Here is a 17304-nt window from a genome sequence, read left to right on the forward strand (position 1 = left end):
GCGACAGGAACAACAATACCAAGGTTTCGGAGTGCGTTTCACCTGCGTATTCCGTCCTGTGGGCGGCGGCCCGCAGGGAGCGGGCCGCCGTGCCGGTGAGGGTGTACGCATGGCGAGATCGCGTGTGCGGGCCGTGAGGGTCACGGCATGAGCTGGTACTCCGGGAAGTTCCCGGGCAGCCGCTCCCCCGCCGGGCCCCGGGTCACGGCGCGTACGAGGAGGTCGCCGCCGACGAAGGCGCCGCGCCAGGAGGCGCCGAAGCCGCCGAACAGTTCGTCGCGGTCGCCGCGTGAGCGGGGAACGCCGTGCCCGGTCTTGAAGGCGCGGATCTGCGGGGTGAGCCGGTCGTAGGCGGCCCGGTCGTCGGTGGAGAGGGTGGCGACCAGCGCGCCGTTGGACGCGTTCATGGCGGCCAGCAGCTCGGCCTCGGTGTCGACCAGGACGATCGTGTCGACCGGGCCGAAGGGTTCCGCGTGGTGCAGGGGGGAGGACGGCGGCGGGTTCAGCAGGGTGACCGGGTGGACGTAGGCGGAGGTGTCCTGGCCGGGCAGGAACCGTGTGCTGTCGGGGCGGCCCCGGTACAGCGGTACGGCGCCCCGGTCGACGGCCTCGGCGACCTGGTCGGTCAGCTCCTTGGCCTTGGCCGCGTTGATCAGCGGGCCGAAGTCCAGCTCGGGCGGCGGGTCGGCCGGGTCGGCGACGGCGAGGGGGTGGCCCACGCGGACGGAGCGGACGGCGGGGAGGTAGGCGGCGAGGAACGCGTCGAACAGGGACCGCTGCACGACGAAGCGCGGGTAGGCGGTGCAGCGCTGCTTTCCGTAGTCGAACAGCTTGGGTATCACCGCGGTCAGCCGCTCCCAGCCGGAGAAGTCCCAGATGCCCCAGGTGTTCAGGCCCTCCTGTTCCAGGATGTGCCGTTTGCCCAGGCCGGCGACCGCGGTGGCCACGTCGGCGCCGGTGTCGCGGCCGCCGACGAAGGACACGCAGCCGATCTCCGGCGCCCGCACCAGAGCCTGGTTCAGCTCGCGGCCGCTGCCGCCGGCCAGGGTGACCGGCACCCCTTCGCGGGCGGCCAGCGCCATGGCGAGGGTGAGGCAGGCCACGCCGCCGTCGGTCGGGGTCTTGGCGATCACGGCGTTGCCGGCCAGCGCCTGGACGAGGGCGGCGTGCACGAGCACGCTCATCGGGTAGTTCCAGCTGGCGATGTTGGAGACCGGTCCGTCCAGCGGGGCCCGGCCGGCGAGCATGGGCTCGATGCCCTCGACGTACCAGCGCACGCCGTCGATCGCCCGGTCCACGTCCGCGAGGGCCAGCCGCCACGGCTTGCCGATCTCCCAGACGAGCAGCAGGGCGAGCAGGTCGCGGTGGGCGGCGAGCGCGTCCAGGGTGGCGGCGATGCGCGCCCGCCGCTCGGGCAGCGGGACGTGCCGCCAGGCCCGGTGCTGGTCCAGGGCGGCGCGTACGGCCCGCTGGGCGGTGGCGCCGTCGAGTCGCGGGGCGCCGGCGATCGGGGTGCCGTCGACCGGCGTGGTCGCGGAGGCCGTACGGCCGTCGGGCCGCCAGTCGGCGCCCCAGAGGGTGAGGACGCGGTCGTCCCGGAAGGCCTCGGGCGCGGCGGCGAGACAGCGCCGCCAGGCGTCGGGGTAGGCCGTGCCGGGTTTCAGGAGGGTGGGGGCGGTCGCGGGGGTCGGCGGCGGGTTCGGGGTGAGGGTGGGTGGCATTGTCGGCTCCGCTCTCGGTGCACGGTCGGGGCGGGGTGGGGCACGTTTTCGGAACTGGGGCGCGTTGCGGTGAGCGGTGGTGCCGCACCGGCGGCAGGGGCCGGCCCGGTGGGTGTGTCCGGTGTCAGCCGGTGCGCAGGGTGTCCAGGACCAGTCGGGCCGTCTCGGTGGGGGTGCGGCCGACGCGGACTCCGGCCGCTTCCAGCGCCTGCTGCTTGGCGCGGGCGGTGCCGGCGGAGCCGGAGACGATCGCTCCGGCGTGGCCCATGGTGCGGCCCTCGGGCGCGGTGAAACCGGCGATGTAGCCGACGACCGGTTTGGTGACGTGGTCGCGGATGTAGGCGGCGGCGCGTTCCTCGGCGTCGCCGCCGATCTCCCCGATGAGGACGACCAGTTCGGTGTCGGGGTCGTCCTGGAAGGCGGCGAGGCAGTCGATGTGGCTGGTGCCCGTCACGGGGTCGCCGCCGATGCCGACGCAGGTGGAGAAGCCGGTGTCGCGCAGCTCGTACATGAGCTGGTACGTCAGTGTGCCCGACTTGGAGACCAGGCCGATCGGGCCCGGCTTGGTGATGTCGGCGGGGATGATGCCCACGTCGGACTGGCCGGGGGTGATCAGTCCGGGGCAGTTGGGCCCGATGATCCGGGTGCCGGTGCGGCGCGCGTGGGCGGTGAAGGCGACGGTGTCGTGGACGGGGATGCCCTCGGTGATGACGACGGCGAGGGGGATGCGGGCGTCGGCGGCCTCCAGGACGGCGGCCTTGGCGAACGCGGGCGGCACGAAGACGACGGTGACATCGGCTCCGGTCGCGCGCACGGCGTCGGCGACCGAGCCGAAGACGGGTACGGCCCGCCCGTCGAAGTCGACGCTCTGGCCGGCCTTGCGCGGGTTGACCCCGCCGACCACGTCCGTGCCGGCCGCGAGCATGCGCCGGGTGTGCTTCATGCCCTCGGCGCCGGTCATGCCCTGGACGAGGACCTTGCTCTCCTTGGTCACATAGATGGCCATGTCCGGGCTCCTCAGGCGGTGTGGGCGAGTTGGGCGGCACGGCGGGCGGCGCCGTCCATGCCGGTGGCCTGCTCGACGAGCGGATGGGCGCGCTCGGCGAGGATCGCGCGTCCGCGTGCGGCGTTGTTGCCGTCGAGGCGGACGACGAGCGGCTTGGTGAGGCGGACGCGGTCGACCGCGGTCACGATCCCGTGGGCGACCGCGTCGCAGGCGGTGATGCCGCCGAAGACGTTGACGAACACGGACTTCACGGCCGGGTCGGACAGGATCACCGACAGTCCGTCGGCCATCACCCGGGCGGAGGCGCCGCCGCCGATGTCGAGGAAGTTGGCGGGGCGGGCGCCGCAGCCGGCGACGACGTCGAGGGTGGACATGACGAGGCCCGCGCCGTTGCCGATGACGCCGACCTCGCCGTCGAGCTTGACGTAGGTGAGGCCGCGCTCGGCGGCGGCCGCCTCCAGCGGGTCCCGGTGCTCCTCGTCCCGCGCGCCCGAACCGGCTTGTCGGAAGCGGGCGTTGTCGTCCAGGGTGACCTTGCCGTCGAGCGCGAGGATTCCCCCCTGTGCGGTGCGGACCAGCGGGTTGACCTCGACGAGCAGCGCGTCCTCGCGGACCAGCACCTGCCACAGCCGTACGAGGACGTCGGCGGTCCGCGCCGGCAGCCCGGCCGCGCTCGCGATCTCGCCGGCCTTGGCGGAGGTGACGCCCTCGGCCCGGTCGACGGGGATGCGGGCCACCGCTTCCGGCCGGGTCGCGGCGACCTCCTCGATCTCCATGCCGCCCTGGGCGGAGGCGATGGCGAGGAAGCCGCCGGACGCGCGGTCGAGGACGTAGGACACGTAGAACTCCTCGGCGATGTCGACCGGTTCGGCCAGCATGACCGTGCCGACGCGGTGGCCGCCTATGTCCATGCCGAGGATCTGTCGTGCCGTCATTTCGGCCGCGGCGGGGTCGGCGGCGAGCCTGACCCCGCCGGCCTTCCCCCGTCCGCCGGTCTTCACCTGGGCCTTGACGACGGCCCGGCCGCCGAGCCGGCGGGCGATCTCGCGGGCCTGCTGCGGCGAGTCGGTGATCTCGGCCCGGGGCACGGGGATGCCGTGTTCCTGGAAGAGCTGCCGTGCCTGGTGTTCGTACAGGTCCATGTGCGGCTCCTGTCCGGCGGGTCGTCACGGCCTCCGTGACGCCTGCGCTGATGCGGGTGGGTCACCGCCGGGCCGGTGACGGGGAGTTGGCCGGTTCCCGGCGACCGAAAAGTGTGTCCGCCCCCTGGACACCACCCACCGGGATGGGGGATAACAAGCTTCATACAGTATTCGTCGACTGTATGCAATCTACTGCATACAGCATGCCGAGCAGTGCAGACCGCTGCCGTAGTGCGCATACAGGGACACCGCGAGCCGCCCAACCCCCTACGAAAAGGACAGGACTCCGCCATGCCCGACGACACCCAGGAAGTGATCTCCGGTGGTCATCTCGTTGCCAAGGCGCTGAAGGCCGAGGGGGTCGACCGCATCTACACCCTGTGCGGCGGCCACATCATCGACATCTACGACGGCTGCGTCGACGAGGGCATAGAAGTCGTCGACGTACGCCACGAGCAGGTCGCCGCGCACGCCGCCGACGGCTACGCCCGGATCACCGGCAGGCCGGGCTGTGCGGTGGTCACGGCCGGCCCCGGCACGACCGACGCCGTCACCGGGGTCGCCAACGCCTTCCGCGCGGAGTCCCCCATGCTGCTGATCGGCGGCCAGGGCGCGCTCACCCAGCACAAGATGGGGTCCCTGCAGGACCTGCCGCACGTCGACATGATGACGCCGATCACCAAGTTCGCGGCGACCGTGCCGGACACCGCACGCGCCGCCGACATGGTGTCGATGGCGTTCCGCGAGTGCTACCACGGCGCGCCCGGCCCCTCCTTCCTGGAGATCCCGCGCGACGTCCTGGACGCGAAGGTGCCGGCCGCGAAGGCACGGATCCCGAAGGCGGGCGCCTACCGGGCCTCCACCCGCTCGGCCGGCGACCCCGAGGCGGTCGAGAAGCTCGCCGACCTGCTGGTGCACGCCGAGAAGCCGGCGATCCTGCTGGGCAGCCAGGTGTGGACGACCCGGGGCACCGAGGCCGCCGTCGAGCTGGTGCGCACCCTGAACGTCCCGGCGTACATGAACGGCGCCGGACGCGGCACCCTCCCGCCCGGCGACCCGCACCACTTCCAGCTCTCCCGCCGGTACGCCTTCTCGAACGCGGACGTCATCGTGATCGTCGGCACGCCCTTCGACTTCCGCATGGGCTACGGCAAGCGCCTCTCCCCCGACGCGACGGTCGTGCAGATCGACCTGGACTACCGGACGGTGGGCAAGAACCGCGACATCGGCCTCGGGATCGTCGGCGACGCCGGCCTCGTCCTGAAGTCCGTCACCGAGGCGGCCTCGGGACGCGTCAACGGCGGGGCCGCCCGGCGCAAGGAGTGGCTGGAGGAGCTGCGGGCCGCCGAGCAGACCGCGATCGACAGGCGGCTGCCGCAGCTGCGGTCGGACGCCTCCCCCATCCACCCGTACCGGCTGGTCAGCGAGATCAACGACTTCCTCACCGAGGACTCGGTCTACATCGGCGACGGCGGCGACATCGTCACCTTCTCCGGGCAGGTCGTCCAGCCCAAGTCGCCCGGCCACTGGATGGACCCGGGCCCGCTCGGCACCCTCGGCGTCGGCGTGCCCTTCGTGCTCGCCGCCAAGCAGGCCCGCCCGGACAAGGAGGTCGTCGCGCTCTTCGGCGACGGCGCGTTCTCGCTGACCGGCTGGGACTTCGAGACGCTGGTCCGCTACGACCTGCCGTTCGTCGGCATCGTCGGCAACAACTCCTCGATGAACCAGATCCGTTACGGCCAGGCCGCCAAGTACGGCAAGGAGCGCGAGCGGGTCGGCAACACCCTCGGCGACGTCGCCTACGACAGGTTCGCGCAGATGCTGGGCGGTTACGGCGAGGAGGTCCGGGACCCCGCCGACATCGGCCCCGCGCTGCGCCGGGCCCGCGAGTCGGGCAAGCCGTCGCTGATCAACGTCTGGGTCGACCCGGACGCGTACGCCCCCGGAACCATGAACCAGACCATGTACAAGTGAGGAGCGCCAGTCATGACCAAGGCTCTTGACGGCATCCGCGTGCTGGACATGACGCACGTCCAGTCCGGGCCCTCCGCCACCCAGCTGCTGGCCTGGCTCGGCGCCGACGTCATCAAGCTGGAGGCGCCGGCCGGGGACATCACGCGCAGGCAGCTGCGCGACCTGCCGGACGTCGACTCCCTCTACTTCACGATGCTGAACTGCAACAAGCGCAGCATCACCCTGAACACCAAGACCGCGCGCGGCAAGGAGATCCTGACCGAGCTGATCCGGCGCAGCGACGTCATGGTGGAGAACTTCGGGCCGGGCGCGGTCGACCGGATGGGGTTCACCTGGGAACGCATCCGGGAGATCAACCCGCGGATCGTGTACGCGTCCATCAAGGGCTTCGGCGAGGGGCCGTACACCGGTTTCAAGGCGTACGAGGTCGTCGCGCAGGCCATGGGCGGGTCGATGGCGACCACCGGTTTCGAGGACGGGCCGCCGCTGGCGACGGGCGCGCAGATCGGTGACTCCGGCACCGGGGTGCACGCGGTGGCCGGGATACTGGCGGCGCTGTTCCAGCGGGAGCGCACCGGGCGCGGCCAGCGTGTCAACGTCGCCATGCAGCACGCGGTGCTCAACCTGTGCCGGGTGAAGCTGCGCGACCAGCAGCGCCTGGCGCACGGGCCGCTCGCGGAGTACCCCAACGAGGACTTCGGCGACGAGGTGCCGCGCTCCGGCAACGCCTCCGGCGGCGGTCAGCCCGGCTGGGCGGTCAGGTGCGCGCCGGGCGGGCCGAACGACTACGTGTACGTCATCGTCCAGCCGGTCGGCTGGCAGCCGATCACCGAGCTGATCGGCCGGCCGGAACTCGCCGACGACCCCGAGTGGGCGACCCCCGAGGCCCGGCTGCCGAAGCTGAACAAGATGTTCCAGCTGATCGAGGAGTGGTCGTCCACCCTGCCCAAGTGGGAGGTGCTGGAGAGGCTGAACGCGCACGGCATCCCGTGCGGGCCGATCCTGTCCACCAAGGAGATCATCGAGGATCCCTCGCTCGCCGCCAACGAGATGGTGGTGCGCGTCCCGCACCCCGAGCGCGGCGAGTTCATCACGGTCGGCAGCCCGCTCAAGCTGTCCGACTCGCCCGTGGAGGTGACCGGTTCACCGCTGCTGGGCGAGCACAACGAAGAGGTCTACGTCGGCGAACTCGGTCTCGGCGACGAGGAGTTGCGCCTGCTGAAGTCGAACGGGGTGATCTGACGTGATGGCGGAGGACCGGAAGCTGAGGGTGCGTGCACTCTTCGACGCCGTGCGCGCCGAGGGCCGTACCGCGCTCACCGCGCCCGAGGGCAAGGTGATCGCCGACGCGTACGGGATCGCCGTGCCGGGCGAGGTGCTGGCGAGGGACGTGGACGAGGCGGTGGCCGCGGCGGCGCGGTTCGGCGGGCCGGTGGTGATGAAGATCGTCTCGCCGGACATCCTGCACAAGACCGACGCCGGTGGTGTCGTCGTGGGGGTGGAGGGCGCGGCGGACGTCCGGGCGGCGTTCTGCCGGATCGTCGGCAACGCCCGCGCCTACGACGCCGGGGCGCGGATCGAGGGCGTGCAGGTGCAGGAGCTGCTGCCCGAGGGGCAGGAGGTCATCGTCGGCGCGGTCACCGACCCGACGTTCGGGAAGGTGGTGGCGTTCGGGCTCGGCGGGGTGCTGGTCGAGGTGCTGAAGGACGTGACGTTCCGGCTGGCGCCGGTCACGGCCGACGAGGCGCTGTCGATGCTGGACTCCATCCGGTCGGCGGAGATCCTGCGCGGGGTGCGCGGGCAGGCCGGCGTGGACCGGTGGGCGGTGGCCGAGCAGATCCGGCGGGTCTCCCAACTGGTCGCGGACTTCCCCGAGATCGCCGAGGTCGACCTCAATCCGGTGATCGCGACGCCGCACGGGGCGACGGCCGCCGACATCCGGGTGATCCTCGCCGAGGGGCAGCCTGCGCCGAGGAGGACGTACACGCGCGAGGAGATCCTCACCTCCATGCGCCGGCTGATGCAGCCGTCCTCGGTCGCCGTGATCGGCGCCTCCGACAAGCCCGGAAAGATCGGCAACTCGGTGATGCGCAACCTCGTCGACGGCGGCTTCTCCGGGGAGATCCATCCGGTGAACCCCAGGGCCGACGACATCCTGGGCCGCAAGGCGTACAAGAGTGTCACGGACGTTCCCGGTGAGGTGGACGTGGCCGTCTTCGCCATTCCCGCCCGGTTCGTGGCCGCCGCGCTGGAGGAGGTGGGGCGGAAGAAGATCCCCAACGCCGTGCTGATCCCCTCCGGCTTCGCGGAGACCGGCGAGCACGAACTCCAGGCGGAGATCGTGGAGATCGCCGAGCGGCACGGCGTGCGCCTGCTCGGCCCGAACATCTACGGCTACTACTCCACCTGGCAGGACCTGTGCGCCACGTTCTGCACGCCGTACGACGTCAAGGGCGGTGTGGCGCTGTCCTCGCAGTCCGGCGGAATCGGCATGGCCATCCTGGGCTTCGCCCGCACCACGAAGACGGGTGTGTCGGCGATCGTCGGCCTGGGCAACAAGTCGGACCTGGACGAGGACGACCTGCTGACCTGGTTCGGGCAGGACCCGCACACCGAGTGCATCGCCATGCACCTGGAAGACCTCAAGGACGGGCGGGCGTTCGTGGCGGCGGCGCGGGCGACCGTGCCGAAGAAGCCGGTCGTGGTGCTCAAGGCGGGCCGTACGGCGGCGGGCGCGAAGGCGGCCGGCTCGCACACCGGCGCGCTCGCGGGCGACGACGCGGTGTACGACGACATCCTCAGGCAGGCGGGTGTCATCCGGGCGCCGGGCCTGAACGACATGCTGGAGTACGCCCGCGCCCTGCCCGTGCTGCCCGCCCCGAAGGGCGGCAACGTCGTGATCATCACCGGCGCGGGCGGCAGCGGGGTGCTGCTGTCCGACGCGGTGACGGACAACGGGCTGTCGCTGATGGAGATCCCGTCCGATCTGGACGAGGCGTTCCGCCGGTTCATCCCGCCGTTCGGTGCGGCCGGCAATCCGGTCGACATCACCGGGGGCGAGCCGCCGTCGACGTACGAGGCGACGATCCGGCTGGGCCTCGAGGACCCGCGGATCCATGCGCTGGTGCTCGGCTACTGGCACACCATCGTCACCCCGCCGATGGTCTTCGCGGAGCTGACGGCGCGTGTGGTCGCCGAGTTCCGCGAGCGCGGGATCGAGAAGCCGGTCGTGGCGTCCCTGGCGGGCGACGTGGAGGTCGAGGAGGCCTGCCGGTACCTGTTCGAGCGGGGGGTCGTGGCCTACCCGTACACGACCGAGAAGCCGGTGGCCGTGCTGGGGGCGAAGTACCGGTGGGCGCGGGCGGCGGGGCTGCTGTGACGGCGGCTGCGGCTGCGACCGCGGTCGGGTCGGGGTCGGGGTCCGGGGGTGTCCCGGAGCGGAACACCGGCCGCCGGGCGCGAGCGGCGGGGCTTCTGGAGGGGTGGTTCATGGGCTGAGTGACGCGAGGGGCCGGCGGGCGGTGCGCGTCGGCCGGTCCCGGGACCCGCGCGCGCACGAAAGGCAAGGGACAGGGGGCGCCGGCCAGAACTTTCGACGCAAAGGGGTGCACATCGCGATGGTGACCATCGATCCCCCCGCCTCCGTGCTGTGCAGGGAGGTGCGGGACCGCAGGGGCCGCGTGTACCGGGTCGGTGAGAGCGACGCCGATCTGCTGGGCCGTGGCCGGATCTGGATGGCCGTCCTGCCCTGGGCGGGCATGGCGGGCATCGGCTGGGCCGCGTGCGCGTTCTTCGCCGCGCAGGCCGGTCTCCGTGCCGCCCACCGGTGGGACGGGGACCCGTACTGGCCGGCCGGACTGTGGGCGCTCGCCCAGGCGGCCGTCGCCGTTCCGGCCGGGCGGCTGCGGGAGAGCGGCCGGCTCCCCGTCCGTCGGGCCATGGCGGTGGGGGCGCTCGGCACCCTCGCCGGGTACCACGTGCTCGCCCTCGCCCCGCATCAGGCTCTTGCGCGGCTGGTGTTCGCGGTGTGCGCCGGTGCCGGGGCCGGACTGGTGCACGCCACCTGTCTGACGCTGCCGGGCCGCTGGTGGCCCGAACGCCGGGGCGGCCCCACGGCGGTGGTGGCGAGCGGGCTCGCCGTCGGGGCCGTACCGTTTCTTTTCCGTCCGGTCGTGGACGCCGGCCCGCGGGTGCTGCTCGCGGTGGCGGGCGGCGCCGCGTCCCTGGTGGTGGCCGGGTCCGGACTGTTCTTCCGGGATCCGCCGCGGAACTGGTGGCCGCCGCGGCCCGGCCCGCTGTCCGTGCCGGCGGACCCCGCCGTCCGCCGCGCCCTCGAGAAGAACCCGCCCGCCGTACGCCACCGCACCCTCCGCCAGGCCGCGCGCACCCCGGCGTTGTGGCTGCTGTGGCTCTGCCTGCTCGGCGCGGCCGGGGCCGCGGTGCTGGGCATCGTCGTGCAGGCGCGGTACGGCGGGCGGCTGGGCGTGTCCGCGCAGTCGCTGCGGGCGGTGGCCGTGGCGGGCGGCGCCGCGGCTGCACCGGTCGGCGCGCTGTCGGACCGGTCGGGGCGGCGTGGCACGCTGATCGCGGCCTGTGTCCTGCTGGGCGCCGCGCAGTTCGGCGCCCTGGCCGCGGTCCGCGCGGGGAGCGGTGCGCTGCTCCTCGGGTGCGCGGCGGCCACGGCGGCCGCCGGCACGGCGGTGCCGGTGCTGGGCACCGCACTGGCCGCGGACCACTTCGGTGAGAACCACCTTCCGAGCGTCCACGGACTGCTCACCGGCGCCTGGCTCCTGCCGGTCGCCGCGGCCTGCGACACGGACGGCGCCGGGTACGCCGCCCGGTTCCCGCACACCGCGTTCCTCCTGGCGGGCTGCTCCGGGCTCGCCTGCGCCGTAGTGGCGCTGTTCCTCAGAGCGCCGGGCAGGCAGAGCATCCGGCGCATCGTCCCCAATCCCCACCCCCTCGGCGAGGAGATGGCCTGACATGACGGCTGATCCGGCAACACGGAAGACACCGGCCGATCCCGGCGCGGCGAACCGCTCGTACCGCGAAGTCACCGACTCCCGGGGGCGGGTCTACCGCGTCGGCGAGACGGACCGCGACATCCTCGGCCACTCGCGCAGGCTCATGGTGTACCTGCCATGGATAGCGATGATGGCCATCAGCGTCTCGGAGTACGCCTATGGCTCCGCCGAGGACACCCTGTCCGACGCGCACGGCTGGACCCAGTCCAACACCTTCTGGATCCTCAGCGTCTGGGTGTTCTTCCAGGCCGGCATCGCCTTCCCGGCGGGCTGGCTGCGCGAGCGGGGCATCCTGACCGCGCGCCGGGCGATGTACACCGGCGCCGCGATGTGTCTGCTGGGCTTCCTGGCGCTGTCCCACCTGGACAACGTGTTCCTGGCGATCCTCGGCTTCGGTGTCGTCGGCGGTGCCGGCTCCGGGCTGATCTACGCGACCTGCATCAACATGGTCGGCAAGTGGTTCCCGGAGCGGCGCGGCGCGAAGACCGGCTTCGTCAACGGCGGCTTCGCCTACGGTTCGCTGCCGTTCATCTTCATCTTCAACTACGCCTTCGACACCGGCAACTATGACGAGGTGCTCGATCTGATCGGCCTGTACGTGCTGATCGTCGTCGCGGTGTGCGCGTGGTTCTTCAAGGACCCGCCGAAGAACTGGTGGCCGGCCGGCATCGACCCGCTGTCGTTCGCGGGCAACGGCAAGAGTGCCGCGAGCCTGGGCAAGAACCCGCCCGCGGTACGGCAGTTCACGCCGAAGGAGGCCATCAGGACCGGCATGCTGCCGCTGATGTGGGTCAGCATCGTCCTGACCGCCGGTGTGTCGATCTTCGGTATCTCCTTCCAGGTCGACTACGCCAAGGAGATCGGTTTCGGCCCGCTGGTCGCGGCGTCCTCGATGGGCGTCATGGCGGTCGTCAACGGCGTCGGGCGGGCCGTCGTCGGCTGGCTGTCGGACCTGTGGGGCCGCAAGACGTCGCTGGTCTTCGTCATCGTGGTGCTGGGTCTCTCCCAGTTCGGCGTCATCTGGGCCGGTGACATCAAGAACGAGTGGCTGTTCCTGTTCTTCGCCTTCGTCTCCGGCTTCGGCGGCGGCGCGTTCTACCCGATGTTCGCGGCCCTGACCCCGGACTACTTCGGCGAGAACTACAACGCCACCAACTACGGCCTGGTGTACAGCGGCAAGCTGGTCAGCGGTCTGTTCGGCGGCGGCCTCGGCTCCATGGTGGTCGGCGCCTGGGGCTACGACGGCGCCTACGCGCTGGCCGGCGGGGTGTCGATGGTCGCGGCGGCGATCGCGCTGCTGCTGCGCCAGCCCGGCCGGGGCCGGGCCGGCGGCGAGGCCGTCACGGCGCCGAGGACACAGCCGACGGCCTGATCGGCGCCCTGGGTGTCTCTCTGGGGTGTCCCTCTGGGGTGTTCCCCTTGCGGTGATCCGCTCGCGGTCCGCCGGAAGGGGAACACCACGTGCGTGCCCTGCGCGCGCGGCGGTCAGGCGCCGCCGCGCTCGTGGTAGGAGCGGCGGGTGTGTTCGGTGTGGATGCGCATCAGGGTGGCGGCCCGCTCCTCGTTCCCCTCGGCGATGGCGGAGATCAGCTCCCGGTGTTCGATCCACGACTGGCGGCCGCGCTGCCGGGCCACCGGGGTGTAGTACCAGCGGACCCGGCGGTCGACCTGGGCGGCGAGTTCGGCGAGGACCGCGTTGCCCGCCAGTTCCATGATCTTGGCGTGGAAGGCCGCGTTGAGGGCGACGGCGCGGTCGACGTCGTCGGCGGCGACGGCCCTCTCGCCCTCAGCGCACAGCTCCACCAGCGCACCGATCTTCTCGGCGGTGGCGTCGGCGGCGGCGAGCCGGGCGGCCTCCGCCTCCAGCAGGGTGCGGACCGTGAGCAGCTGGTCGGCCTCCTGGGCAGTGGGCTCGTGCACGAACGCGCCCTGCGCGGGCCGCAGATCGACCCAGCCCTCGGTGTTGAGCCGCTGCAGCGCCTCGCGCACCGGCTGCCGGGAGACGCCCAGGTGTCCGGCGAGTTCGCTCTCGACCAGGTGCTGGCCGGGCTGCAGCGCGCGGGTGGTGATGAGCTCCAGCAGTGCCTCGTAGACACGCTCGCGCAGCGGCCCGGGGCGTTCCAGCTTGGGCACGGCCCCCTGCGGCAGTCCGGTCGACAACATCGCGGTCCCCCTCCGGGCAGGTCTGGCGCCGGTCATGCTGGACGCTCAGTATGGATTGTTTTTTGTCTACAGTCTACTGCGCACAAAATCCACCTCCGTCCGCCCGCCCGTCGCGTCACGGGCAGCGTACGACCTGCCCGGCGTACGACAGGTTGCCGCCGAAGCCGAACAGCAGCACCGGATCGCCGGCGCCGAGCGCTCCCTGTTCGAGGAGCTTGGAGAAGGCGAGCGGGATGCTGGCGGCGGAGGTGTTGCCGGATTCGGTGACATCGCGGGCGATGACCGCGTTGACGGCGCCGAGCTTCTCGGCGAGGGGTTCGATGATGCGCAGGTTGGCCTGGTGCAGGACGACCCCGGCGAGCTCCTCGGGCGCCACGCCGGCCCTGTCGCAGGCGCCGCGGGCGATGGCGGGCAGCCGGGTGGTGGCCCAGCGGTAGACGCTCTGCCCCTCCTGCGCGAACCGCGGCGGGGTGCCCTCGATCCGCACCGCGTGTCCCATCTCCGGCACCGACCCCCACAGCACCGGCCCGATCCCCGGGTCCTGCCCCGGCGGACACGCCTCGACGACGGCGGCGCCCGCCCCGTCGCCGACCAGGACGCAGGTCGTGCGGTCGCTCCAGTCGGTGACGTCGGACATCTTGTCGGCGCCGATGACGAGCGCACGCCGCGCCGCGCCGGCCCGGACGGCGTGGTCGGCGGTGGCCAGGGCGTGCGTGAACCCGGCGCACACCACGTTGACGTCCATCGCGGCGGGCCGCGGAACGCCGAGCCGGGCGGCGACGCGGGCGGCGGTGTTCGGGGAGCGGTCGATCGCCGTGGAGGTGGCGACGAGGACCAGGTCGATGTCGCCGGGGCTCAGGCCGGCGCCGGCCAGGGCCTTGGCCGCGGCGTGCGCGGCGAGTTCGTCGACGGGCTCGTCGGGGCCCGCGATGTGCCGGGTCCGGATGCCGACGCGGCTGCGGATCCACTCATCGCTGGTGTCGACCATGCCGGACAAGTCCTCGTTGGTGAGCACCCGGGCGGGCTGGTAGTGGCCGATGGCGGCGATGCGCGAGCCGTTCATGGCGGGGATCCCCTCGTTGCCGTGGTAGCGGGATCCACCAGTGTGATCAGTGACCCACCGGTACGACGGCAGGCGACGCCACAGGAATCGGGCGCCGGGGTTGTCGGCTCCCCTCAGGTTGGTGGACGTCCTGGTGCTTCGGCCGTGCGGCACGGAGTTTCGCGCGGACCCTTGTCGACCCAATCCTCATACTGTAGACAATATTTCGTCGACAGGATTCAGCCGACCACGTTCTTTCAGCTCCTCTTCTCCTTCCTCCTCCGCGGTATCCCTCGACCGAACGGAGTGCTCCCGTGAAAGTGGCAGTTCTCGGCGCCGGCGCCATCGGTGCCTACGTCGGCGCCGCGCTCCACCGCGCCGGCGCCGACGTGCACCTCATCGCCCGTGGACCGCATCTGGCAGCCATGAGGCAGCACGGGGTGCGTGTGCTCAGCCCGCGCGGCGACTTCACCGCGCACCCCCACGCCACCGACGACCCGGGCGAGGTCGGTCCGGCGGACTACGTCTTCCTCGGCCTGAAGGCCAACGCGTACGCGGCGTGCGGGCCGCTGATCGCACCGCTGCTGCACGAGCGCACCGCCGTTGTCGCCGCGCAGAACGGCATCCCCTGGTGGTACTTCCACCGGCACGGCGGCCCGTACGACGGCCACCGCCTCGAAAGCGTCGACCCGGACGGCGCGGTCAGCCGGGTCCTCGCCCCCGAGCGGGCCGTCGGCTGCGTCGTCTACGCCGCCACCGAACTCCAAGGACCGGGCGTCGTACGGCACCTGGAGGGCACCCGGTTCTCCATCGGCGAGCCCGACCGTAGCGTCTCCGCGCGCTGTCTGGACTTCAGCGAGGCCATGCGGACCGGCGGGCTCAAGTGCCCGGTGGAGAAGGAGCTGCGCGCGGACATCTGGGTCAAGCTGCTCGGGAACATCTCCTTCAACCCGATCAGCGCCCTGGCCCGCGCCACCATGCGGCAGATGTGCCGGCACGGCGGCACCCGCCGGGTCATCGAGACGATGATGCGCGAGACGCTCGCGGTCGCCGAGGCCCTCGGCTGCACGGTCGGCGTCTCCGTCGAACGCCGCCTCGCGGGCGCCGAACGCGTCGGCGACCACCGCACCTCCACCCTCCAGGACCTGGAGCGCGGCAAGCCGCTGGAACTGGACGTGCTGCTCGCGGCCGTCGTCGAGCTCGCGGAGATCACCGGCGTCGAGGTGCCCACCCTGCGCACCGTGCACGCCATCTCGGACCTGCTCGCGCTGAGGAGCGCCGCATGAGGAACGTGCCTGAGGAGCGCAGCATGAGGAAACGGCAGACGAAGACCTACACGCGGCTGACCCACCCGCTGGTCCGGGACGGTCGCGACGAACCCCTGAGGCGAGCGAGCTGGGACGAGGCGCTGGACCGGGCGGCCCGGGGCCTCGCGCGCAACCGGGGCGCGTTCGGGATGTTCTCCTGCTCCCGCGCCACCAACGAGATGAACTACGTGGCGCAGAAGTTCGCCCGGGTCGTCATGGGCACCCACAACGTCGACTCCTGCAACCGCACCTGTCACGCGCCGAGCGTGGCGGGCCTGTCGGCGGTGTTCGGCTCCGGCGGCGGCACGTCGTCGTACGAGGAGATCGAGCACACCGACGTCATCGTGATGTGGGGGTCCAACGCCCGGTTCGCGCACCCGATCTTCTTCCAGCACGTGCTGAAGGGGATCAGGAACGGCGCCCGGATGTACGCGGTCGACCCGCGGCGCACCTCCACCGCCGAGTGGGCGGAGAGCTGGCTCGGGCTGAACGTCGGCACCGACATCCCGATGGCGCACGCGATCGGCCGCGAGATCATCCACGCGGGGCTGGTCAACGAGGTGTTCGTCGAGCGGGCGACCACCGGCTTCGAGGAGTACCGCGAACTGGTCGCGCCGTGGACGCTGTCGCTCACCGAGAAGGTGACCGGCGTACCGGCCCGTGCCATACGGGAGCTGGCGCACGCGTACGCCCGCGCCGAGCGCGCGCAGTTGTGCTGGACGCTCGGCATCACCGAGCACCACAACGGCACCGACAACGTGCGGGCGCTGATCAACCTGGCGCTGCTCACCGGCCACGTCGGCCGCTACGGCTCCGGGCTGCAGCCGCTGCGCGGGCAGAACAACGTGCAGGGCGGCGGCGACATGGGCGCCATCCCCAACCGGCTGCCCGGCTTCCAGGACATCCTCGATCCGGACGTGCGGCTGAAGTTCGAGTCGGCGTGGGACACGGTCATCGAGCCGCACCACGGGCTGAACCTGACCGAGATGTTCGAGGCGATGGAGGACGGCGGCGTGCGGGCCGTCTACTGCGTCGGGGAGAACCCGGCGCAGTCGGAGGCCGACAGCGAGCAGGCCGTACGGCGGCTGCGGGCGCTGGACTTCCTCGTCGTGCAGGACATCTTCCTGACGAAGACGGCCGAGCTGGCGGACGTGGTGCTGCCGGCGACCGCCGGGTGGGCGGAGACCGAGGGCACTACCACGAACAGCGAGCGCCGGGTACAGCGGGTGCGGCGGGCCGTCGCCCCGCCCGGCGAGGCCCGCGACGACATCGGCATCATCTGCGCGCTGGCGGCCCGGCTGGGCCACGACTGGAAGTACCCGGACGCCGAGGCGGTCTGGAACGAGCTGCGGTCGGTGTCCCCGGACCACTACGGGATGACGTACGAGCGGCTGGAGGAGCACCGGGGCATCCAGTGGCCCTGCCCGAGCACCGACCGGCTGGAACCGACGTACCTGCACGGCCGGTTGTGGGAGGCGGACCCGGCACGGCGGGGCCGGCCCGCGCCGTTCGGGCTGGTGCAGCACGATCCGCCGGTGGACCTCACCGACGAGGAGTACCCGATCCGGCTGACCACCGGGCGGCGCCTGGACTCGTACAACACCGGTGTGCAGAGCGGGGGTTTCGCCTCCCCGCTGCGCCGCGGCGAGTACGTCGAGCTGTGCCCGGAGGACGCCGAGCACCTCGGCGTGGTGGTCGGCGAGGAGGTGCGGGTCGTCTCGCGGCGCGGGGCGGTGGTGGCGCCGGTGTGGATCGATCCCGCGCTGCGGCCCGGTCTGGCCTTCATGACCATGCACTTTCCCGACGAGGTGGACACCAACCGGCTGACGATCGAGGCGAACTGCCCGATCGCGGGGACGGCGGAGTTCAAGGCGTCGGCGATCCGCATCGAGAAGCTGCCCGCAGTGACCTACGTGAGGTGACCC

12 protein-coding genes are annotated in these 17304 nt (G+C 72.1%); 7 read left to right on the top strand and 5 right to left on the bottom strand.

Annotation, left to right across the window (positions count from 1 at the left end):
• Positions 1–140 precede the first annotated feature (140 nt).
• From OG956_RS05920 to sucC, 3 genes are all read right to left on the bottom strand, one after another.
• Entirely contained in the window at positions 141–1721 is a 1581-nt protein-coding gene (locus OG956_RS05920; protein ID WP_330336877.1) for an aldehyde dehydrogenase family protein, read from the bottom strand.
• A 124-nt stretch (positions 1722–1845) separates the two neighbouring features.
• The gene (gene sucD / locus OG956_RS05925) at positions 1846–2727 is read right to left on the bottom strand and encodes a succinate--CoA ligase subunit alpha (RefSeq protein ID WP_330336878.1); all 882 of its coding nucleotides are present in this window, start codon (positions 2725–2727) and stop codon (positions 1846–1848) included.
• Between the two features lie 11 nt (positions 2728–2738).
• Complete coding sequence (gene sucC, locus OG956_RS05930) at positions 2739–3869, bottom strand: ADP-forming succinate--CoA ligase subunit beta (protein ID WP_330336879.1); 1131 nt, start codon at positions 3867–3869, stop codon at positions 2739–2741.
• Between the two features lie 291 nt (positions 3870–4160).
• Here sucC and OG956_RS05935 point away from each other — a divergent pair, with 291 nt between their 5' ends.
• The 5 genes from OG956_RS05935 (at position 4161) to OG956_RS05955 (ending at position 12239) form a co-directional block, all read left to right on the top strand.
• Positions 4161–5843, top strand: a complete 1683-nt coding sequence (locus OG956_RS05935) for a thiamine pyrophosphate-binding protein (protein ID WP_330336880.1) — start codon at positions 4161–4163, stop codon at positions 5841–5843.
• A gap of 12 nt (positions 5844–5855) precedes the next feature.
• Positions 5856–7085, top strand: coding sequence for a formyl-CoA transferase (gene frc / locus OG956_RS05940; RefSeq protein WP_330336881.1), 1230 nt, complete (start codon positions 5856–5858; stop codon positions 7083–7085).
• Between the two features lie 4 nt (positions 7086–7089).
• Positions 7090–9222: an acetate--CoA ligase family protein gene (locus OG956_RS05945; RefSeq protein ID WP_330336882.1), complete on the top strand. Its 2133-nt coding sequence runs from the start codon at positions 7090–7092 to the stop codon at positions 9220–9222.
• A gap of 238 nt (positions 9223–9460) precedes the next feature.
• Complete coding sequence (locus OG956_RS05950; protein WP_330336883.1) at positions 9461–10825, top strand: MFS transporter; 1365 nt, start codon at positions 9461–9463, stop codon at positions 10823–10825.
• Position 10826: 1 nt separating this feature from the next.
• A complete protein-coding gene (locus OG956_RS05955; RefSeq protein WP_330336884.1) occupies positions 10827–12239 on the top strand; it encodes an OFA family MFS transporter in 1413 nt (470 codons plus the stop codon).
• A gap of 113 nt (positions 12240–12352) precedes the next feature.
• Here OG956_RS05955 and OG956_RS05960 read toward each other — a convergent pair whose 3' ends face one another.
• Both OG956_RS05960 and OG956_RS05965 read right to left on the bottom strand, forming a co-directional pair.
• Complete coding sequence (locus OG956_RS05960; RefSeq protein ID WP_330336885.1) at positions 12353–13030, bottom strand: GntR family transcriptional regulator; 678 nt, start codon at positions 13028–13030, stop codon at positions 12353–12355.
• 115 nt (positions 13031–13145) lie between these two features.
• Complete coding sequence (locus OG956_RS05965) at positions 13146–14093, bottom strand: beta-ketoacyl-ACP synthase III (protein ID WP_330336886.1); 948 nt, start codon at positions 14091–14093, stop codon at positions 13146–13148.
• 293 nt (positions 14094–14386) lie between these two features.
• Between OG956_RS05965 and OG956_RS05970 the strand changes: the two genes are divergently transcribed.
• Positions 14387–15358: a 2-dehydropantoate 2-reductase gene (locus OG956_RS05970; protein ID WP_330336887.1), complete on the top strand. Its 972-nt coding sequence runs from the start codon at positions 14387–14389 to the stop codon at positions 15356–15358.
• A 23-nt stretch (positions 15359–15381) separates the two neighbouring features.
• On the top strand, positions 15382–17301 hold the full coding sequence (locus OG956_RS05975) for a molybdopterin oxidoreductase family protein (RefSeq protein ID WP_330342752.1): 1920 nt from the start codon (positions 15382–15384) through the stop codon (positions 17299–17301).
• The last annotated feature ends 3 nt before the right edge of the window (positions 17302–17304 follow it).

The sequence above is a fragment of the Streptomyces sp. NBC_00557 genome (genome assembly GCF_036345995.1).
Lineage (GTDB): Bacteria > Actinomycetota > Actinomycetes > Streptomycetales > Streptomycetaceae > Streptomyces.